This window comes from Arthrobacter sp. FW306-1B-F12A (genome assembly GCF_058781865.1).
In genome coordinates, this window is sequence record NZ_JBYSXD010000048.1 from 13,759 (window position 1) to 35,543 (window position 21,785).

Annotated in this window: 16 protein-coding genes; 4 read left to right on the forward strand and 12 right to left on the reverse strand. The window is 61.3% G+C overall.

Annotation, left to right across the window (positions count from 1 at the left end):
• Positions 1-14 precede the first annotated feature (14 nt).
• From iolG to AC3WJU_RS18515, 9 genes are all read right to left on the reverse strand, one after another.
• Complete coding sequence (iolG, locus tag AC3WJU_RS18475; protein ID WP_284990249.1) at positions 15-1,022, reverse strand: inositol 2-dehydrogenase; 1,008 nt, start codon at positions 1,020-1,022, stop codon at positions 15-17.
• 138 nt (positions 1,023-1,160) lie between these two features.
• Complete coding sequence (locus AC3WJU_RS18480) at positions 1,161-2,516, reverse strand: NAD-dependent succinate-semialdehyde dehydrogenase (RefSeq protein ID WP_492260546.1); 1,356 nt, start codon at positions 2,514-2,516, stop codon at positions 1,161-1,163.
• Positions 2,517-2,532: 16 nt separating this feature from the next.
• Complete coding sequence (gene iolD / locus AC3WJU_RS18485) at positions 2,533-4,488, reverse strand: 3D-(3,5/4)-trihydroxycyclohexane-1,2-dione acylhydrolase (decyclizing) (protein WP_492260547.1); 1,956 nt, start codon at positions 4,486-4,488, stop codon at positions 2,533-2,535.
• A 198-nt stretch (positions 4,489-4,686) separates the two neighbouring features.
• A complete protein-coding gene (locus AC3WJU_RS18490) occupies positions 4,687-5,829 on the reverse strand; it encodes a Gfo/Idh/MocA family protein (RefSeq protein ID WP_284990246.1) in 1,143 nt (380 codons plus the stop codon).
• A gap of 136 nt (positions 5,830-5,965) precedes the next feature.
• Positions 5,966-7,732 (reverse strand): hydantoinase B/oxoprolinase family protein, encoded by a 1,767-nt coding sequence (locus tag AC3WJU_RS18495; protein WP_284990245.1) that lies wholly within the window; start codon positions 7,730-7,732, stop codon positions 5,966-5,968.
• Positions 7,733-7,734: 2 nt separating this feature from the next.
• Positions 7,735-9,825, reverse strand: a complete 2,091-nt coding sequence (locus tag AC3WJU_RS18500) for a hydantoinase/oxoprolinase family protein (protein ID WP_492260548.1) — start codon at positions 9,823-9,825, stop codon at positions 7,735-7,737.
• A 61-nt stretch (positions 9,826-9,886) separates the two neighbouring features.
• Positions 9,887-10,786 (reverse strand): fumarylacetoacetate hydrolase family protein, encoded by a 900-nt coding sequence (locus AC3WJU_RS18505; protein ID WP_492260549.1) that lies wholly within the window; start codon positions 10,784-10,786, stop codon positions 9,887-9,889.
• Positions 10,787-10,808: 22 nt separating this feature from the next.
• On the reverse strand, positions 10,809-12,089 hold the full coding sequence (locus AC3WJU_RS18510; RefSeq protein ID WP_284990241.1) for an aspartate aminotransferase family protein: 1,281 nt from the start codon (positions 12,087-12,089) through the stop codon (positions 10,809-10,811).
• Positions 12,090-12,109: 20 nt separating this feature from the next.
• A complete protein-coding gene (locus AC3WJU_RS18515) occupies positions 12,110-13,057 on the reverse strand; it encodes a C-terminal binding protein (protein WP_284990240.1) in 948 nt (315 codons plus the stop codon).
• Positions 13,058-13,297: 240 nt separating this feature from the next.
• Here AC3WJU_RS18515 and AC3WJU_RS18520 point away from each other — a divergent pair, with 240 nt between their 5' ends.
• Positions 13,298-14,509 (forward strand): D-arabinono-1,4-lactone oxidase, encoded by a 1,212-nt coding sequence (locus AC3WJU_RS18520; protein ID WP_284990239.1) that lies wholly within the window; start codon positions 13,298-13,300, stop codon positions 14,507-14,509.
• Positions 14,510-14,575: 66 nt separating this feature from the next.
• On the opposite strand, the gene AC3WJU_RS18525 is transcribed toward AC3WJU_RS18520, so the two are convergent.
• Complete coding sequence (locus AC3WJU_RS18525; protein ID WP_492260550.1) at positions 14,576-16,378, reverse strand: sigma-54-dependent Fis family transcriptional regulator; 1,803 nt, start codon at positions 16,376-16,378, stop codon at positions 14,576-14,578.
• A gap of 445 nt (positions 16,379-16,823) precedes the next feature.
• Between AC3WJU_RS18525 and AC3WJU_RS18530 the strand changes: the two genes are divergently transcribed.
• Entirely contained in the window at positions 16,824-17,000 is a 177-nt protein-coding gene (locus tag AC3WJU_RS18530) for a hypothetical protein (RefSeq protein WP_284990237.1), read from the forward strand.
• A gap of 866 nt (positions 17,001-17,866) precedes the next feature.
• Here AC3WJU_RS18530 and AC3WJU_RS18535 read toward each other — a convergent pair.
• Together AC3WJU_RS18535 and AC3WJU_RS18540 are read right to left on the reverse strand one after the other, a co-directional pair.
• Entirely contained in the window at positions 17,867-18,127 is a 261-nt protein-coding gene (locus tag AC3WJU_RS18535) for a hypothetical protein (RefSeq protein ID WP_492260551.1), read from the reverse strand.
• Positions 18,128-19,470: 1,343 nt separating this feature from the next.
• Positions 19,471-20,172 carry a hypothetical protein gene (locus tag AC3WJU_RS18540; RefSeq protein WP_492260552.1) on the reverse strand — a complete coding sequence of 234 codons (702 nt, stop codon included), beginning with the start codon at positions 20,170-20,172 and terminating at the stop codon, positions 19,471-19,473.
• 491 nt (positions 20,173-20,663) lie between these two features.
• Between AC3WJU_RS18540 and AC3WJU_RS18545 the strand changes: the two genes are divergently transcribed.
• Positions 20,664-20,948, forward strand: coding sequence for a hypothetical protein (locus tag AC3WJU_RS18545; RefSeq protein ID WP_492260553.1), 285 nt, complete (start codon positions 20,664-20,666; stop codon positions 20,946-20,948).
• A gap of 87 nt (positions 20,949-21,035) precedes the next feature.
• Entirely contained in the window at positions 21,036-21,755 is a 720-nt protein-coding gene (locus AC3WJU_RS18550; RefSeq protein ID WP_492260554.1) for an ATP-binding protein, read from the forward strand.
• Positions 21,756-21,785: the final 30 nt, after the last annotated feature.

Genomic DNA, 21,785 nt, shown 5'->3' on the forward strand with positions numbered 1-21,785 from the left:
TCCATTAGCAGGCGTTATTCAGAAATCCGCACCGCAACGCCTTCCTCAGCCGAACGCTGCGCGGCGTTGGCGATCATCAACGCCGTACGTCCATCTTCGAAACCCGGGCTGCTGGACGCCGCGCCACGCACAAGCTTGATGAACTCGGCCAGCTCAAGTGCGTAAGCCTGGGCGTACCGTTCGATGAAGGGTTCGACGTATGGCTCTTTTGCCTCGACTGATGGGGCTGACGAGAAGCTCACGAGGTTGGAGTGCAGGTTGCCTACCTGGAGCATGCCTAGCGCACCGAATGCCTCGAGACGTTGGTCGTAGCCGAATGGGCTGCGCCTGGAGTTCACGATGGTAACGACCGCGCCCGAGGCGGCGCGCAGCGTAACCACCGCAGTATCGAAGTCGCCGTGCTCGCGTGCGCCCGGGTCGAAAAGTTGCGCTCCCGTCGCGCTCACTTCGACGATGTCGCCAACGAAGAAGCGTGCCATGTCGAAGTCGTGGATGGTCATGTCGCGGAATATTCCGCCTGAGACTCCGATGTAGTTGGCCGGCGGAGGCCCCGGATCGCGGCTGATGATCGTGAGCTGTTCGAGTTCGCCGATCTCGCCGGCCTGAACCCGAGCATGAACCCTCGCGAAGCTGGGGTCGAAGCGCTGGTTGAATCCCAGCGCGACGGGCACCCCGCTCATAGCGACTTTCGGTCGGAGTGCATCGACGCGTTTGATATCCAGGTCGATCGGCTTCTCACAGAGCACGGGCAGGCCCGCATCGACGCAAGCCTCGATCAAATCAACGTGGGTGGGGGTCGGTGATGCCACAAGCACGGCGTCCAATTGCCCCGATTCGATGAGCTCTCCGGGTGAGTCCGTCACGGTACCGCCGAAACGTGCGGCTACCGCCGTCGCGCCGTCTATGAACGGGTCAGCCACCCAAGCCAGTTCGGCTTGGGGATTCGCTGCGATGCTCGCAGCGTGGACCTGCCCGATGCGGCCGGTTCCGATGAGTCCGAAGCGGACGGGATTCTGCGCCATAAAGCGTCTCCTTTCATGATGAACTGCCGGTTGCGCGCGCAGGGGTGACTTGTGAGACCCGCGAGCGGAATGCGAACCACGTAAAAGCACAAGGGGAGGCTCCTTCCGAACCTCCCCTTGTGCTTTGCTGAGGCAGAGCTAGTCAGCGAAGCGGAATAGCTTCTTGTTGGCGAACTCCAGCATGCCGACCTTGCCAAGTTCACGGCCGTAGCCCGACTTCTTCACGCCGCCGAACGGTACATCCGGCCCGGACAGGGCTGTGGCGCCGATGAAGACCATGCCGACGTCGAGCTGGTTGCCCACGTGTTCGGCACGCTCGCGGTCATCGCAAATGATGACCGACCCGAGGCCGTAGGGCGAGGAGTTGGCGAGCTCGATCGCTTCCTCGTCGCTTGACACCTTGTAGAGCTGAGCGACCGGACCGAACAGCTCCTGGCTATACACGTCCATCGCAGGAGTAATGCCGCCGAGCACCGTCGGCGTGAACACGTTGCCATCCGGGGTGTTGTTACCGACGAGTACCTCGGCACCCTGATCGATAGCTCCTTGGACCTGGCCGATGAGGTCCCGCGCCGCCGAGGCCGAAGCGAGCGGACCGAAATCGCCGGCCTCGTACGACTGCCCGGCAATGGCCGCCTTGAACTTTTCGGCGAACTCGTCGAAGTACTTATCCAGCACGACGATGCGCTTTGAGCCGTTGCAGGACTGCCCCGTGTTCAGCATCCGTCCGCCGACAGCCTGGGTCACGGCGTAGTCGACATCCTGCGTGTCGAGCACGAGAAATACGTCTGCTCCACCCAACTCGAGCACGCACTTTTTGAGCGCCCGGCCAGCGGCCTCGGCCACGATCGCCCCGGCACCTTCGGAGCCGGTGAGCGAGACACCCTGCACCCGGTCGTCGGCGATCATGTCTGCGATCTGTTGATGCGTAGCAAACAAGTTGACATAGGCCCCCTCGGGGAAGCCCGCGTCGCGGAAGAGACTCTCGAGCGCTAGCGCAGACTCCGGGCACTGGCTGGCGTGCCGAAGGATGATCGTATTGCCCAGAATCAGGTTCGGTACCGCAAAACGGGCAACCTGGTAGTACGGAAAATTCCAAGGCATAATGCCGAGGATGACGCCTGTGCCTTGGAAGCGAAGGAACGTCCGCAGGCCGTCCTCGACGTCGAGCGCCTCATCTGCGAGCCACTCTTCGGCATTCTTCGCGAATTTAGCGGCAATTGAAGCAGTGAACTCAACCTCTCCGACACCCTGTGCAACGGGTTTGCCCATCTCGCGATTGATGATAGCCGCGAGCTCGTCCTTGCGCTCCACGAAGAGCTCAGCCAAGCGCTGCGCAAGCGCCGCCCGTTCGGCGATCGTCGTTGTGCGAGCCCATTCGCGATACACCCGGTGGGTGTCGCTCAGTGCGGCCTCTACCTCGGCCGCCGTGGCGGACGGATACTCGGCGAGAGTCTCACCGGTCGCTGGGTTGGTGACAGTAAACGTAGACATATAGACCCTCTCCCCTTTATTCGGTCTCGCCGGGCGCGGTCGTCGCGGCGTAGAAGCGCTGACGCTGACGACCGAGCTCGTGCTTTGCCGTACCCTCCTGGTTACCCGGACGCCCCGAGGTCATCGGCACTCCAACATCCCAGAACGCGCCATTGCCGGAGAGGTAGCGCCACGGTTCGACCCGGGCGACGATTACGGCAGGCCGATCCTCGACCCCACGCGCCTCAGTGAGTGCCGCCTTGAACTCATCAATCGTCGTCACCGTCCAGGACACGCAGCCCATGCTCGCGGCGTTCGCAGCGAGATCGACGTCGACCACGGGCCCATCAAGACGGCCCGTCGCGTCGTTCCTCTCACGCAGTTGGGTGCCGAACTCAGCGTCCGGACCGCCTTTCGCGACTTGCAGGGGCCAGATGCACTGATGACCCCGGTTGTCGATGATAACGACGACGATCTTCTTGCGCTCCTGCGTGGCCGTGACCAACTCCGTCGGCTGCATGAGGTAGGTGCCGTCCCCGATCAACACAAAGACGTCGCCTGGCGCGTCGGGCGTCGCGAGACGATAACCGAGACCTGCAGGGATCTCATGACCCATGCAGGAATTGGCGTACTCGAAGTGGATCTCAGTGCCGTTCGACGGATCCCACGACTTGTGAACGAGTTCGACAGCGCCGCCGGAACCGAGAATGAGAGCGTCGTCGGCACCGGTGTGCTCGTTGAGCGCGCGGGCAACCTGCGCCTGGCTCATAACTTCACCCGGGAAATCCTGAAGGTCATGTTCGAGCCGCTCGAGTGTGGCCTGCTGCGCGTCGGCAATCTCGCTGCCGTAACCTTTGGCGCTCCCATAGCCCTTGGCGGCCAGTTTCGCGTGCAGCGCGCTGAGCGACAGTTTCGCGTCACCCACCACCGGGTACGAGCCCATCTTGTGGGCATCGAAGGAGTTCACATTGAGGTGAACGAACTTCACCCGGGGGCTCTGGAAGACCGAATGCGACGCTGTGATGAAGTCCTGCAGCCGCGTGCCCACGCAGATCACGCAATCAGCTTGATCCGCGATCTGGTTCGCGCCCACAGTGCCGGTGACACCGAGACCACCGAGGTTGAGATCGCTGAGGGGACCGCTGCCCTTTCCGGCGAAGGTTTCAGTCACCGGAATTCCGAATTCCATGCTGAACCGGGCGAGCTCATCCTGCGCTTTGGAGTAGCGGACGCCGCCTCCGGCGACGATGATCGGGCGCTTGGCGCTGCGGATGATCTCAACAGCGTCCATAACCTCATCCTCGGTCGCGGGCCTGCGGCGGATCGGCCAGACTCGCGGCGCGAAGAAGGACTCGGGGAAGTCAAACTCGGCACCCTGGACGTCCTGCGGTAGGCAGACGACGACGGCCCCGGTCTCGACGGGATCGGTCAGGACCCGCATCGCCTCGGGAAGCGTCGAGAGCAGCTGCGCGGGGTGCGTGATCCGGTCGAAATAGCGGCTGACCGGACGGAAGCAGTCATTGGAGGACACATCGCGCTCGATAGGATGCTCGATCTGCTGCAGCACCGGATCCCCGAAGCGATTGTTGATGATATCTGCGGGGAACAGGAGGACAGGAAGCCGATTCGTCGTCGCGGTGGCCGCGCCGGTAACCATGTTCGTCGAGCCAGGACCGGCTGAAGCGGTGCATGCAAGCGTCGACATACGGTTAGTGGCCTTCGCGTAGCCGATCGCCGCGTGGACCATCGACTGTTCGTTCTTCCCAGGGTAGTGCGGGAAGTCAACGCCGTATTCGTCGATCCCCTGCGCCAGGCCAACGGAATTGCCGTGGCCGAAGATCCCGTACATACCGGGAATCAGGCGCCTGCGTTCCCCGTCCAGTTCACTGTATTGAACTTGGAGGTACTCAACGATGGCTTGCGCGACGGTGCGTCGGCGGACGTTCCTGGTCTCGATGTCAGTGCCAGTATCGACGGCTGCTGTGCTGGTCATGAATTCTCCTCAGTCTTGAAGGTACGTCGGCTTTCCGAGCCGATTCGTCCTTAGATCAGGTTGGCACCCCCGCAATGGGACGTTGTGTCCCACTTTGATACGGGATCACGGCGGCGGGAATTTAGTAGCACTGCCCACCACGGATCACCGCAGCCAAGAGACGAGTGCGCCCCGGGAGGTCCGGGGCGCACAGTGAGATCAGTCGAAACGGTACGGTTCGTGAGGGCCGACCGAAGGCAGCGGGCGTGGTCGCTCGCACGTGCTCTCAATGTCGATGTGTCGGCCAAGCTGCGACGATTTCTCGAAAGCAAGCAGCACTTCCAGCACGTGATAGGCGAACGCTCCACCCGTGCGCGGCTCGACCCCGTTGCGGATCGCATGGCCGAACTCGGCGAGTCCGATACCGCGATACGCGTCGTCTCGGTGCGTGATCGGGGTTTCGCGCCAGTCACCACCGCCGGGAGGCGTCATGTCCAGCGCCAAGTCGCGAGGCTCACCGCGGCGCAATATCGGAGCACCTGAGAAATGATCCGGGTTCGGCGCCGCGATGGAGCCCCCGGTCCCGTAAATCTCGAGGTGCGGTAGGTTGTGGTTCCAGACGTCCCAGCTGACGATCACGGTGGCCACGCCGCCCGACTCGAAATCGATCGTGCCCGTGACGTGGGTCGGGGTCTGGATCTCGATGACGCCGTCATATCCTCCGTCCTTGGTGGGGCGGGGACGGGTTTCCGACGAGCGCGGAGCGGAAGCCGAAACCCGTTTGACGGGCCCAAAGAAATTCACCAGGTTGGTAATGAGGTACGGTCCGATGTCAAGCATCGGACCGGCGCCCGGGCTGTAGAAAGGATCGACGTTCGGGTGCCAGTGTTCGTAGCCGCGGCAAGCGAACGAGGCGAATGCGGCGACAGGTCGACCGATCCAGCCGTCGTCGATCAGTTTACGGCTCGTCTGCATGCCCGATCCGAGGAAGGTTGTTGGAGCCGAGCCCACCTTTACACCCGCCTTCTGAGCGGCGTCCAGGATCTGTTCCGCTTCCTCGAGCGACGTCGCAAACGGCTTCTCGGAGAGCACGTGCTTGCCGGCGGCGATCGCCTGCAAAGTCACCGGTGCGTGCAGCTTCGGCGGTGTCAGGTTGAGCACCAGTTCAACTTCGTCATCAGCAAGCAATTCCTCGGGCGAGAGTGCCTTCGGAACCGCGTATTCCGCAGCACGCTTTCTGACTGCCTCGGCGTTGACATCCGCCAGTGCGACGACCTTGACGTCGGGATGCACCCCGATCTTGTCGAGGTATTGGTTGAGAACATTTCCGACGCCGATGATGCCGACTCGAATGGGTTCCATTAAAATCTCCGTCACTAGTTATTTGAAAGCTTCCGGGGCGAGGAACTCTCCTCGCCCCGGAAGCGGGTGCCGGCGGCATTCCGCGACCGATGGTTGCGGCAACGGTCCGAGTGTCGCCGGGGCCAATCGCGTCAGTTCAAGACGCTGGGCTCAGTCGCTCGTCACGTACCGCTGCGGTTGCCTCTTCGTCGACACAGCCGTCCGCGATAACCACACCGTAGACCTCAAGCGCAGCCTCTGTAGAGACTCGCCGCTCGCGAATATCGTCGAGCACTGCGAGCACGTCACGCTCCAGCGGGTCACCGTAACCACCGCCGCCCGGCGTGATGGAGACAATCTTCTCCCCGCGCCGAAGATCGTAACGGCCGACGACGGGAATTTCGCGACGCTCGCCACTCTGGAGATCCTCCACCCAGGCTGCCGGCACCGCGCCGCCTTGACCGCCGCGAACCCCCTTGGGCGGATTAAATTTGCCCTCAAGACCGTATGTGAGCGTCACGGCCTCGGCCCGTGGTTCCATCGTCACTCGAGTGGCAAGTCCGCCGCGCTGCCGGCCAGCGCCACCTGAATCGGGTACAAGAGTGCGCTCGTGGATCAGAATCGGGTAGCGTTGCTCGTCTACCTCGACGCTGTCGTGGTAGAGAAGGGCGCCACATACCGGTCGCTGGTAGGTTGGCCATCCATCGACGTAGGGAGTCGCAGGACCGCCAACGCCGCCGACCAGGATCTGGTTCACGTACGCATTGCCGTTCCGTTCATCGATGCCCGAGATCACTGACTTCGCAGGCGCCTGCCCGGCTGCGCCCTCCGCAGTGCCATAGCCGTCGTCGATCTGTGAAAACGCCGCTTGCACGATGTTGACGACGCGATCGGCGAGGTTTGTTGTGCCGGATGAGCACGAATAGGGATGCTTTGGCACCCCCACTGCGCAGCCGTCACGCAGCAGCACCTCGATGCGCCGGAATGTCCCAGCGTTGCTCGGCAGGTTCTCCGGGATCCCGGAGAGAATCCCGGCTAGCGCTGCACCGGTGGCCGTTGCCCTCGTGAGGTTGAGGCCGTTCGGGAGGTTGTCAGGGTTGTCCCGCAAATCGATGGAGATTCGGCCCTCGGCGGGCTTCACGGAGATTGTTGCCTGCAGCTTCACACCGTCTGGCCCCGTCCCGGGGAAGGGGTCGTGCGAGGTCGAGCCGTGGAGGACGTACTCCGGCAGGGTCTCGATCGCGCTGACCGCCAGACGCTCTGAGTAGTCAAACCACGCATCCACGAAATCCACCAGGCTGTCCACACCGAACTTCTCTGCGAGCTCATGGATCCGGCGCTCCGCGATACGAGAGGCGCCGACTGATGCGAGGTAGTCGCCGTACCACTGCTCAGGAACGCGGATGCGGGACCGGCACATGCGGATGATGTCGTCGATGTCGGTGTAGTCTCGCTGTACCCGAACGCAGGGGAAGATCAGCGCCCCCTCTTCGTAGACATCGCGCGCCGTCGCGTAGAACGTCGTCGGAAGCGAGTTGCCGCAGTCTGCCTGGTGGGCCTTCGTCACGGCGGTGAACAGGTGCCGCCCTTGGATAAAGATGGGCACCAGGATGACGTGGTCCGCGGCGTGGGAGTTGCCCCGATAGGGGTCGTTGTGGAGGAACGCATCACCTTCACGGATGTCGTCGTGAAGTTCCACCATGTCTTCGCCCAGGGGGCCGGCGCCGAAGACGTGCACGGGCACGCCTTCGGCCGCGGCCAGCAGTTGGTTGTCTGCCGTCAGCACAGCACACGAGAAGTCCCGGGCCGTGTTAATGACGGACGAACGTGCCGAACGCAGCAGTCCGTTGGTCATCTCGCGGACGATGCCGTCGAATGCATTGGCAAGTACCGAGAGCTTTACAGGATCGAATTCGCGCGTCACGGTTACGCCTCCTTGCGGGTCAGGTAGATGTTGGATCGTTCGTCTAGTGTTGCGTTCCACTCCGGCGGCACGACGATGGTCGTTGTGGGCTGGTCAATGACCGCGGGCCCGAGGACCTTGTCCCTGGGTGCGAGAGTGACGCCACGGTAACGCTGCGTGCTGAAGCTCTCGCCACCGAAAATGACGCAATCGGTGCGGTGGACTTCGCTGGTGCGGCTGACCTCGGTCTCGGTCTTGGCGTGTTCTGGCCTTGGAATCTCCACCCGCACACCCCACGTGATGACTTCGACGCGGCTGTCGGGATCGTGCGTGCCGTTCCGGCGGTCGTGTTCCTCGTGGAAGGCCTGTTCAATCACGGCTGCTGCGTTGCCGGCGGTGTCGGGGGCAGCATCAAGGTAGACGCGAAGATCCCACGCCTGGCCAGGGTAGCGTGCGTCGACGAAGTACGTAACGTTCGCTGCTTCACCAACCCCCTCGAACCGCCGGCTGAAGACGCTGGCCTTGGCTTTCAACTCCTCCACTGCGCGAGCTGCCGAACCGGCGTCGAAACTGCAGGTGTCGTTGTGGAGCGGGGAGAGGAATTCGGTGGCAATGGGCGCACGGTGGGCACCGTACGCCGCCAACACGCCGGCGGTCGCCGGGATGAGCACGGTATCGGCCTCCAGGAGGACGCCGATGGCCGCTGCCACCATGGCGCCGGCGCCACCGCCGGCAACGATCAACGCACCTCGCGGGTCAACACCCTGTTCCAGGGCGGCCTGTCGGATCGCGGTGGCCATGTGGTTGGCGGAGACGTCCAGGATGGCTTGGGCCGCTTGGACGGTGTCCATCTTGAGCGGGCCGGCAATTCTTGTGTCGATGGCCCGGATTGCTGCCTCGCGGTCGAGCGTGAATCCGCCCTCGAAGCCTTGGGTGTCTAGATAGCCCAGTGCGACGCAGGCGTCGGTTACCGTGGGTTCCTCGCCGCCGCGACCATAGGCTGCAGGACCCGGGGTGCTGCGGGCGCTCTGCGGACCCACCCGAAGGAGGCCACCGCCGTCGATCCATGCAATGCTGCCACCACCGGCACCAATGCTGGACACGGCAACCGACGAAAGCCCAGTCAGGTGTCCGACGAACGGCTCACCAAGCCACGCTTCACGAGTGTGGCGGACGACGCCCTCCTCAACCAGCGAAACGTCGAACGTCGTGCCGCCCATGTCACACACCACAACCGTGTCGCGGTCCGGAGCGGCGGCTGCGCCGACAAGCGGCGCCATTGACGGACCGGAGTTGAGCAGCAGGACAGGACGGTCCAGCACATCTGCGACGTCGAGCACGGCACCTTCGGAGGTAACCACCAGCAAGTCGCCGGCGAAGCCATACTCCTCGAGATCCAACCGCAACTTGCCCAGGTGGTCGGCCATCAGCGGCTTCAAGGAAGCGTCAATCGAAGCAGCCGAGGAACGCCGGTACTCGCGGATGGTCGGGTTGGCTTCATTGGAAAGCGTGTATGGCACACCCGGCAGGACTTCCTGGATAAGTTCGGCGATCCGCCGCTCGTGCACGTCGTTGACGATCGACCAAAGGAATGAGACAGCGACGGCCTCGATCCCCTGGTCCTCGAACGAGCGGAGCACATCGCGCACCTGGTTTTCATCAAGCGGGACCAACACATCTCCCTCAGCGGAGATGCGTTCCTGGATTTCGAATGTCAGGTGCCGGGGGATGTAGGGCGGCGGGTAGGCCGCCTTGGAATCGAACGCGTCCCGGCGTCCACCTTCACGCAGCAACAAGGTGTCGGCAAAGCCTTCGGTTGTCAGCAGAGCAGTCTTGGCGACCTTGCCAGTCAGAACTGCGTTGGTGGCGTGCGTGGTGCCGTAGACGATCACGTCTGCGTTACGCAGCACGTCGTCGCCGCTCCAGCCTACGGACTCGGCAGCCCGACGGACTGAGGCCTCGAAGCCGGTAAAGACGCGGTCATAGGTGGTCAGCGCCTTACCCACCGCCATCTCACCGGTGTTGGAGTCAACAACAACGTCCGTGAACGTGCCGCCGGTGTCGACGGCGATGCGGTACCTCGCCTCGCCTGGTTGTGTTTGAACTTCACTCATTGGTCTTCAATACTTTCGTAGAACTTGCTTGTGAAAGCCTCCGCGGCGCGGAGGTTGCGGATTAGAGTCGTGGTTTGCCTACGCGGTTGCGGAGCAGCCCGACCCGTTCGATGTCGATCTCAACCGTGTCTCCCGGCTCAAGCCAGACCGGCGGGTTCCGCTTCGCGCCGATACCTTGGGGCGTGCCGGTCGCGATGACGTCACCCGGCTCGAGCGTGAGGAAGCTCGACAAGTACGAGACGATGCGGGCGATGGGGAAGATCTGGTGCCTCGTGTTCGAGCGCTGCATCTCAACGCCGTTCACCCGGGTCACCAGCTCCAGATCCTGCGGGTCTCCGACCTCATCGAGTGTCACGAGGGCTGGGCCCCAGGGAGTTGAGCCATCGACGGCTTTGCCGGCAAGCCACTGCGTACCGCGGTACTGGAGATCTCGTGCCGTGATGTCGTTCAAAGGAGCCAGTGCTGCAACATAGTCGAGTGCTTCGTCCTCCCCGACCCGGCTCGCACGCCGGCCGATGACTATGGCGACCTCGCCCTCGAAGTCAAGGTTCTCACTGACCTCGGCGCCGCCGATTTCGTCGTCGGGACCGACAAGGGTCGTTGCGAACTTCGCGAAGACATCGGGGTACTCGGGGAGAGCGCGCCCGGTTTCAGCGACATGATCCTTATAGTTGAGGCCGACACAGAGAACCTTTGCGGGATCCTGCAACGGAGCGGTCAGACGCATTTCGGAGCGCGCACCAACACGTGCGCTCGGGGTGCTGGCCGCGAGTGCGTCCGCAGCCGCCGAGAGCTCGGCAAGCTCTCCCCCGTAAAGCTCCAAGAAGGTCCGGACCGAAGAAGTTGCGCCTTTGGATGCCTCTGGAGCGATCTCGAACAGCCGTTCCAGATCGTACACAGCGTCGTCGACAAGCAATCCGCCGCGGATGCCCGATTCGTGTTCATAGGAGACGATTTTCACAGTTCGTGTTTCCTTTCTTCCCTCAAGAACGAGGGGAATCCTGGGCTACCTTGAGCACGGCTTCGGTGAGACGATCACCGATCTCGGCGGCGATGCTCTCATCCATAGGGGTCGAGAGCGAGAGCAAATTGGCCGGTGAGCCAAGAAGACCGCGCTCATAGGTGGCCCACCAGAGACGGTGCTGGGTGGCTTCGTCCACTTTCGTCGCTCCGGCAGGAACGGCGCGAAGCAGAGAACCGCGACCACGAACTTCCCAGCCGGCCTCAAGGATCCGGGAATTCACAGCATCCCGAGTTAGGTCGCCAAGTTGGTTCAGACGCTTCACCTCGTCTTCGGGGTAAAGGCGCAGGGCGACGGCACCGGCGGCCATGCTCACCGGGTTTCCCGAGAACGTGCCTCCGTGGGGCAGACTTCCAGGGCGGGTCGGGTCCACCTCGGCCATGAGCGCAGCGAGTCCGACGATTGCGCCGACCGGGAATCCGCCGCCGATGAGCTTTCCAGTGGTCAGGAGGTCCGGGTCGACGCCGTACTCGCGGCTCAATCCGCCGTAACCGAGCCGGAGACTGATGGTCTCATCAATGATCAGCACGATCCCATAACGGGTCGCGAGCCTCCGGGCCTCGCGAACGAACTCTTCCGAGATGCTGAGCAGACCAGCACGGTTTGGTAGCAGGTCAAGGATGATCGCAGCGTAAGAGTCCGGGGCAGCTTCGATTGCCTGTCGGAGGAACTCGATGTCGTTGAGCGGCACTGAGGTCACGTCATTGATCACCCCACGGGTAACACCGCGCGTGTAGCTCGGGCCACCCGGAACCAGCGCCACCTCGGACGTACCGTGGTAGCCGCCCTGGGTCACGATCACGCGCTCGCGCCCAGTACTCGCACGCGCGATCCGGATCGCGGACATCACCGCTTCGGTACCTGAGTTCGCGAAGCGCACCTGATCTAGAGCGGGCAGGCGTGACAGAAGAAGATCTGCGAGCTCCCATTCGTAGAGGTTCGGAATGCCCCAGCTCGCGCCCGAGGCGATGGCCTTAGTCGCCGCCTCGGTGATCTCAGGCTGGGCATTGCCGTGGATCAGCGAGGTGAAGTTGTTGTTCGCGTCGATCAGCTCGTGGCCGCGATCATCCCAGACCCGGTATCCCTCGCCCCGGATCGCGTACGGGCTCGGCGCTCCGGTGTAGTAGGTCGACCGACCGTAACCGCCCGGCAGCAGCGGGAAGCCCCTCGGTCCCCTCCGAAGATGGGGGTCCACTGCGGGCCCACCCTCGAGGATCCGCTCCGTGTGGTTGCTAGTTCCCAATGTGTGTTTCTCCAATTTCTTTAGTTCACCAGATCGATGAGTGGCTGCCCGGTGAGCGCCAGACGCACTCGTTCCACCGCACCTTCTTGTAGCGCGCCGGTTGAGCGGTTCGAACGCCACGCGATGTGCGGGGTCAGGATGGTGTTCGGCGCGGATCGCAGTGGGTGCTCCGGGTCGAGCGGCTCGTGCGCGAAAGTGTCGATGCCTGCTCCAGCGATGTGCCCGGAGCCGAGCGCGGCAGCCAGAGCAACCTCGTCGATGAGGCCGCCGCGCGAAACGTTGACCACCACGGCGCCCTTGCGCATCTTCCCTAGCACCTCCCCGGAGACAAGATTCGACGTTTCGTCGTTCAAAGGCAGATGCAGCGAAACGACATCGGAGTTCTCGAGCAAGTCGGCTAGAGCGGACATTTCCACGAAACTTTCCGTGACGAACGGATCGTAGCCGCGAACTTGGGCGCCGACCGCCGAGTACATTCGGGCCACATGCTGGCCTATCCGTCCCATTCCGACAACGCCCACCTCGAGCTGCGAGAGCACCGGGGCGTCATAGCCGATGGTCCCGTTCCAGCCGAAGCGGCGAATGGCGGTATCTCCCGTGGGCAACCGCCGAGCGAGCGCAAGGCCCATGGCAAATGCGTGCGAGGCCACTTCCTCCGAAGCTGTTCCCGGGACGATCGATACGGGAATCCCGGCCCGAGAAGCGGCGTCGACGTCGATGTTGTCGTATCCGATCCCATAACGGATCACTGCGCGGCACTTCTTCATCAGCGGGAAGTCGGCGGCGTTGAGCCGCGCGTAAGGAGTGATCATGACGATCTCTGCTTCCCCCAGTCCTTCCCGGAACGCGTCGCCATCCGCGGCGGCGTTGAGTGTGTAGCCGAACTCCTCCGCGAGCGCGTACTCGCGTTCCAAGTCCGGGAAGTGATGAGGAGCCACCAGAATTGTTCCCTGGTCATCGCGGTTCATAGTGTGCCGTCCTGTTCGTGTCGTGCCCTAGTACGATGCCGGAGACCCGATCGAGCCGGGCGCCCCGCATTGCATACAAGTACATCTCGAAGTCAAGACCGCCATCCGTGCCAGATCGATACACTCGGGGCTTTGGGAGAACTACGGGATTTCCCTAATTGGCACAATCGGCGTCCCGGCGATGATGGTTCCATTCTTAGGTAGGCCGCGATGGCGCTGCCGCAGGACGGGAGGCAATACATGAGCATTCGGACGACGTGGAGCAATTGGGCGGGCACTCAAGGCTGCCAGCCCGAGGCGGTTGTCAATGCCGTTTCAGTGGAGCACGTGAGCGAGATCGTCGCCGACGCGACCAGACGTGGGATCTCGGTTCGCCCGGTAGGGACCGGTCACTCGTTTGCCCCATTGGTGCCAACGGACGGAATCGTGCTCGATATCTCCGCGATGTCCGGAATCATCGACATCGATCGAACCGCCGCTCAGGTACGTGTCAAGGCCGGCACCCCAATCTCGGCGATCGGGGAACCTCTGTGGGACGCGGGTTTGTCCCTGAAGAACCAAGGAGCGATTGATCTCCAGACAATCGCCGGCGCGGTCAGCACGTCCACCCACGGTTCAGGACTGCAGCTCACGGCCTTGTCTGGCGCTGTCGTCGGCGCAGAGTTGATTACTGCTTCCGGCGAACTCGAGCGGATTGGCCCCAATGATCCACGGCTCCCGGCCCTTCGAGCCTCAATGGGGCTGCTGGGGATCCTCGTCAGTGTCGATTTGCAGCTCGAGCCTGCATTCAAACTGAAGGAATCGCTCACGTTCCAGCCCTTCGCAGAGGTCCTGGACCGATGGGACGAAGGGAACCGTACACACCGACACTTCAGCTTTGTTCGCGGACCAATGTATGACATGTCAGCGGTTCTGCCGCCGTTGCCCAATGACATGGACGACCCGACTTTGGTACGCATCTTCGACACCGTCGATGCAGACACCGAGGACGATTACACTCCAGCTGCGCGAGTCAACCGACCGTACAGGATCTACCCCGACCACTACCCAACGCCGTGGGAAGAAGTGGAGTACTTCGTTCCCTATGACACGGCCCACGACGCTTTCGCGGCATGCCTGCCCGTCATGAACCGCTTCCCTGACGAATTCCCCATGGAGGTACGAACTGTAGCGCGAGACGAGTCCTGGCTGTCACCTATGTACGGACGCGACTCCGTAGCCATCGGCTTCTGCCGGACGAAGGGCAGGGGCAATCTGCACTTCTTCCACACGATCGACCGCGTTCTGTCTGAGTTCAATGCAAGGCCGCATTGGGGCAAGCAGCAGTACTTCCTCGACTCCGATATTCTCCGCGCCCGCTACCCCCTGTGGGACGATTTCAACGAAGTCCGAAGGAAACTCGATCCCACAGGCACGTTCCTGAACGCTGCGCTGCGCGCGCTGTTCGAGTAGAGGGTTCAGGGGCGACTTCCAGTGAGGCTTCGCCCCTGACCCGGCGAAAGCACGAACCAAATCCTGTTACAGGTCGAAGCCCTTGCTGCGGAAGTAGTCCATCCGTCGGTAGAGCGTGGAACGGCCGATCTGCAACATTTCGGCGGCCAGGCTGCGATTCCCGTTCGATTCCTGAAGAGCCGTACGAAGTTCGCTTAGTTCCGCATCCTCAAGCCGCGAGAGCCGTCCAATCGTCAGAACTCTTTGGAATCCTTGGGGAAGATCATCGACGGTGACCTCGGCACCCTCGGCTCGTTCCACGGCGTTGGACACAACGGCGCGCAATTGATCAATGTTTCGCGGCCAATCAGTATTCGTGAGCGTCGTGATGAGCCTGCGCGACAATTTTTGACCGCCCAGTTCTTCCGCGATGGAATTGGCGAGTTGTGGGATATCTTCCCGCCTATTTCGCAGTGGAGCAACAGAGATCTCGAGTACATCGAACGCCTCGGAGAGGAGCAGGGTCGAGTCGGTAGGACGTGTTGCCGTGAAGATCAGGCGGAGAGACGAATTGCCCCGAAGCTGCTTCGCGATTTCGGATGCCTCGACCTGCGAAAGTTCGTCGGCCTGTTCGACAATGAGCGTCGCAGGCCGTTCGGTGTCAATTTGGTGGAGAAGATCACGTATTTGCGGACTGCCCAGTCCACCATTCTGAGCATCGACCGCGATACGCTCCCCGCGCAGCGAAGCGATTGCCTCGGCGAGATGTCGCTTCCCGCTGCCGATCTCTCCGAGGATCGCGACCGAACGCGCCTGCTCGACCGCCTTACGGGCAAGATTCAGCATGCGCATAAATTCGGCGCTTGCCCCGTCGAGCTTGGTTCGCAGCCTGTCACCTGTATCTAGCTGGGCGGTCTCTGCCTTACGCGGCGCACTCCTCGTTGCAGATTTTCGGTCTTCCGGCAGCGCGTCGACTCTGACTACGACAATGGCCCCAACGTTCGACGCCGAAAGGCTCACTGGAGAGACTTCGAGCGTTGCTGGCCCGGAACCTTGAAGGATCACCTCGCGGTTCAGATTACGTCCGGACGCCATTACGGCTTTTGCATATCCGGAGATGATGGAGAAGTCGCTTTCCTCTAGAGAGGCCGTGGCAGACGAGTTCAACAGGAAGTTCTTCCCGTCCATCGCAATCACCGCGCGGTTTCCGCGACGCCGGGATATCCTCAAATACTCGCTCAGCAGGGCCCGTTCCTTGGAAGAGGTACGCTGCTCGATATCGCGCTCGATCCGGGATGCCACACCCTCAAGCATCAGCAAAGTCGAGGACGGTTCGATACCCGATACCCGGTTGGCGGGCAGAGTCAGCCCGATCACGGCGCGAACTCGGTTGTGGAACGGGTCCCGGACGAGGGAGGCAAAACACCAGTTGCCCCTCATGTCCTCGCGGAAGTGTTCCTCAGGTGCGAGCCAAACTCCCCGCCCCTCTTCGAGCGCTAGTCCTTCGCCGTTGCTGCCGATGCTCTCCTCCAAGAGGGAATACCCGGCCGGAAATCCGTCATCTTCACGAAGAAAGTTCGCAGTGACGAGCACGCCATTCGGCGCCGTTAGGCTCACGTACCCGCCCATGTCGGCTGCAACTTCGTCCAGCTTTTTGAGGTGTGGTCCTGCCGCCTGGATTGTGTATTCGTCTACGCGACCGTCGTCGAATATTCCGCGGTCGGCCGCAGCGTCGACACCGGCAGCCCGGCTTCGATACCAGGAACGGGCGATCATCGGTCGGATCCCTGTGAGCTCAGTCTGTGGCTGCATCAGAAACAACTCACGGACTCGGTCAGCGCGCCGGAACCGCTCGTTAAACTCCTTGGATAGTGACCCTGCTGAAGCCATAGCGAGCACCTCCTTGTTATCTCACAGCGGAAGGGCAAAAGAAACACAGTCCTCATTTGATTGGACAACACGATATCCCCATAGTCAATGGTCGGCGTTCGCTGTGGTCGGTTCCCTTCAAGCGTCATTGGCGTGGCTTTCCGCGAGGCATTCATAGATCATTCCAACAGGGATATCGTCGCTGAGTTCGATGATGTAGGAACCTGAGTTGTGCCACATGACCCTAACGCCACGTGTTCCCCCGCGAGATGCTTCTGCTTGGACGTGCCTCATCGCTTCTTTTGTGACTGATCTTCCAAGGGTGTTGTACGACTGCCGTTGAATCGTGTCGCGGGCGGCGGCCCTGATTGGCCGGGCGTCTTTGAGGCTAGAAACCATTGAGAACCGCTTCCCACTTGCACTTGGTCCACACTTCGAAGCCCTCGGAGCGTTCAAAGAGCTGTCGGTGGAGAGCTCCGTCGTGCCGCAGCCAGAGTACTTGGTCATCCCTGGTGACCGCGTCCACATGACCGTAGCGCACCGGTTTCCCGCTATGCCGTATCTCGACATCGAGGCCGACCAGTGGCCCCCATTCGTGCTGGAGGTGGAATTCCACTCCTATTCCCTTCCGGTAGGTGCGTAACGTGAGAGATCGACAGTTTGAGGCAATATCAGCCCCTCCGAACAAAGACCCCGTCCGACTTGAAAAATGTCTGTGTTTCGGATTCTTCATTGACGATCCACAAGACTCCTCCGCTCCCCGACACTTCCTCCACTCGACCTTGAGCAATGACTTTTGCGTTCCTCACGATGGTCACCACCTCTCCGCCTCGCAGCTCGCACCAATCGGACAGCGCTGCGTGCATCCTGCGTTCTTTGACTGCTTCTCGAGCCTTCACTTCTTTCACCTTGATCTTGATTCAGGCGACTGCTGCCGCGATGTCCGGCCAGATAACGTCGTTGGGTAAGTCGCCAACGGGAGGCTTTGACACGGGCGATGTGCGTTGCCATGGACTGAAACGCCCGCTCAACTCTGAGCTTTGCTTGAGGTTCACCGATTCGCGGTCGGATGACTCCCCCGGAATTGTTCGGTCGCAATCTTTGATCGTCCGTTCCCACTCGCTATGCCGACCAAGCGCGAGCTTCCGGTTCATCATTGCAATCAACTCACTAAAACTAGTTGGCGTATTTGGGTCTCTTCCAGAATCGGGCCTGGGCAACAGGACAAAGCGTGTCAGTTTGATACACCGTCGGGGACAAGCCGCACAGCCGTGTACACAGGAGGAGTGCCGGGATTTTGCACCGTTCGCCCTCGAAGAGGCCCATTCGAGGCATGAATCCGCACGAAGAAGGAAGCCCAGAATCTGGGCGTTTTCCCGCCCAGGTGACTAGCCGCCGTCGGGCACTCTCCGTTTCGTGCACGCCTCTCCGGCGCGATACCCCACCTCGAGTGCAACGCACGGCGGCGGCAGCCAGTTTTCGCGGCCGTGACCGCTCGGTTTCTGCGGCTCAGACTGCGAAGGCTCGTAAGATGAGGGCGTCGAAGACGCGATCCGTGAGCAGCCAGTGGAGGAAGAGCATGGGGATGGATCCGAATCCGCCGCGGTACCGGGAGCGCGGGCGCCTGGTCCGGACGATCTTGACGATGGTTTTGTCGATCAGTTTCGTCGCCGAGGTTGTTCGGGCGTCGGGCTGGGAGCTGGCGGTAAGGGTCTTGGCGACGCCGTTGACGAGGGTGGAGTAAGCACTGCCGGTGGCGTTTTCTTTCACGTCCCGCGCGGCGGGCACTCCATTCGGTGCGGATTGAGCCGGGCTCCGCGACGACGATGTTGATGCCGAACGGGGCGGTCGCGATGCGCAGTGCATCACTTAGGGCTTCGACTCCGTATTTGCTTGCGTGGTACCAACCACCGAGAGAGGTAACCAATGTCGCTCCGTAGCTCCGTGCCCGAGGTGCATTGAGGCACGTACGTCGAAGACTTAGGGTTGGACCGCCATCTGCGCTTCCATAAAGCAGACATAAGTGTGGACACTGTCCACACCCACTTTGGCAGGACAAACGACCATGCACAGCTCCCCTTTTACGACCGAAAGCAGCTTTCCAAGACGCTTCCGCGCCAAGGTCGGTTTCATCATGTCGTCCCCGGAACCCTGAGCCATGAACTGGTGTTGGCCAACCACGACCAACCAGACAGAACCGGAACGAGGAACCGCATAACCCCACCCCAGAGCAGGCGGAGGGCCCACCAGCCAGGACCCTGAACCCGCCACCCACACACCTTCATAGGCCACCGCGGCGGCCAGGCACCAGCCCGCGCACCGAGCGTCAGAGGGACGCCACCACAAGCTTTGTACACACGTTAAAGCAAAAACCCCTCTGACGAGGGGGAATGCTGTGCCCGAGGTGGGACTCGAACCGCATTCCGGGCCTTGGAAAGACAGGGAACTCCCGAAAACTTGCCGAGTACGGCCCAGTCCGGCCCCGGTAGGGCCCAGTCCGACGGCAAGAGTGTGCACATTGTGCACACCCCGATTTTTTCGCCTAAAGACTGCTGCGACGCTACTCCCCCGCCTTGGGATCGTTGACGTCGCTGTAAGTCGTTGCGGTCATCGCTCGGCTGTTACTGGCCTGGTCCTTGCGAGCAACGCTACCTTCAAGTGATTGCGCAGCGGCTCCCGCAGGTGCTTCGGTCGCAGACGCGTTGATCGTCCCGCCCGCGACCTGGCATCGGGAATGTCTCTGCCCACGATCCGCTCTATCAACACCGAGGGATCAAGAAGCCAGTCCGAGGAGTGGGCCTGTCCGGTTTTCGGGTTGGTCTGGGTGGCGTTCCATAGACACAGTTTTTCATCGAGGGCATTACGAAGCACGACCTCGAAAATGTGCAGGGCAAGGCCGGGCCCGAGAGCCGAATGTTCCACCGACAAAGGTGAGCCGCATCCTGCAGGCTCCCGGCTGCCTCAAGGTACGGCGCGAGCCGGGCCCTGCTCAACCGCCGCAGCAGCACGGACTCGATGCTTTTGGTTCGGACTCAGCCACGATAGTTAACTGCAAAGAAAGCCGGGGCAGTCCCCACTGTTGCGTGTTTGCATCGATGGGGACGCAGGCCATTTCAATCTGGACATGCTTGCCGAGCCTGCCAACCGATGAAAAGTTGGTAGACCGACCTTGATAATAGATCGCGTGATGCTGCCAGCGTGCACCGTTCGCGACTGTCAATCGCAGTTGCACTTCGAACGGTCACGCTTCGCGCGGCGTCGTCGACAACGGTCAGATGGTTGTCGTTCTCCGAAATTACGAAGAACGTCTCCGCTGACTCGCCGTGAAACATAACCGATTCGGATGTTTGCCAGGGCAGTCCGGTGGCCGTTGTCAACAGAAGAATGACTCCTGTCCAGGTCATGACCATTCCGCCCGTTGGTACGAAGGCCTGCAGAAGTCGTGCTATCCAACGAGGCACTAACCGGTGCCGATCGATCCCCCTGTACAGACTCTTAGCCCCCCACAGCAGCATGGCAAGGGCAGCGATCGCGACGTTTGACAAAGCAATTGCCGCCACCACAAGGATGACACCGACCACGGGGATGACCCACTTCGTCACCTCGTCGGCACCCATACGTCGAAGCACCAGGACCAATAGCAGGACAAACGGGATCGCTGTGAACGGGACGACCGAAACTACCATTGCTGTTAGAGTCGGCAACAGATCAAGGTGCGGTATCAAAGCCAAGGCCGAGTCTATGTCTCCGTCGACGAAGCCGATGATCCGCAACGCATAGTAGACAGTGCCGACGGCTCCCAGGGTAATGACCAATCCTGGCTGTGCTGGACTCTCGTGTTTCGTGGACACTCTTGAGCGCTCCAGCAGCCGGCGAGCAGCGTACGACGAGCCGTTCCCGCGAAACCTATGATTTCGCGCGGGGCGCATAGTTCTATTCGCCACTTTTAGTTGGGGATCCATGCAGTCCATTCTTCCGATGCTTCTAAAAACTTAGGGCAAAAATGGACGAAACGATCTGCTCTGGGACCGTGTCGCCTCACCAAAGGTGTCGCCCGATCAACACCTCGACGGTCCGACCGAAGCGCGAACAGCAATACGGCATCCTGGGCGTACCGTTACGTAACTGGCGCGCCCAGCGCATAGGATCCGAACACTTCCCACTCACAGCACGCAGCGTCTGGTGCTACGCCGAAAAGCTCCACGACTGGATCGACGATCGACGCAACGCACAATTCACGCAACCCTGCACCTCCGGCAACGACCGGCCGCCCACATAAGCCACACCACAAAGCTAGGGTTGAACCATGGCGAACCTCGACATCGAACCGACCCACACCCAAACCCGCGCACTGCTGGCCTCGCGGATCAAATCCGTTACCGAACTGATCAAGATCCGGCAACGCACCACCGACATCAAAGCAAAACTCGCCAGCGGCGGACACGACGAAAAACGCGACTACGTTCGCGCCATCAAGGGTGACTTGAACACCGGAGAGCTCAAGAAGCTCAGGGCCGAACGTTCAACCGCTCGGCGGCGCACTCGGCAAGCGCCCGCCGCAGCTGAATCCGTCAACGCGAATGCCGAGTGACAGGTGAATAGGCTAGATATCATTGCAGGTTTCGGACTCACTGGCTATCGCAGCTTTTGGAGCTCGAAATCTCAACTCATCGGCCCCATGGACAAGGTTCATCTTGTTGCCGGCCCCAACAACAGTGGCAAGTCAAATATTCTCAGGTTCGCTCATGCGATGTTCAGTGACGATGACCGACTTGGAAGGTTGGAAAGCTGGATGTCTGCGGGCAGTTTGGAGCGACCACTAAACGGGGCATTCGTTGACAAGCCGAAACTCGCGTTAGGCGTCCGACGCGACATGGAAACCGCGACTCAACTACTAAGTTTCAGTGACCAAGCCACCGAGCAGCATGCGGAAGCCTTGGTGCACCTCCTGCGTCAGCCGACGTTCAATCGTCCCGACTCTGAACTGGCTTGGCTCGATTTCGAAATCGGGCACAACGGCGCACTGGCAGTCGAGGAGCCCTCGCTTGTTGAGAAGGCTCAGGGGGAGTACTCGATCAGGGACAATGACTATTTCGCGGTCCGCATGGAACTCAGTCGCCTCAGTGCCCTTTCACCCATGAGTTCAAGGTGGGGTGGTAAGTATCCCATATCAGGACTTCTCGCAGACATAGATATCCCGCAGTACCTGCCACGAGTTGAGACGATTGACGGTCTACGGCACGTCCGGTCAACCGACTCCGGTGCCTCGTCCCACAGCGGCGAAAACCTAATAATCAAACTTGCCGAGCTGCAAAGTCCAGAGAACCAGAATCCGGACAAGCTGCGAAAGTTGGGACTGCCCCGGCTTTTGTTGACTCGGGGTCTTAGGCCGCTGTGAGCGCGGTCCGGTTGATTGTTTCATATTCGA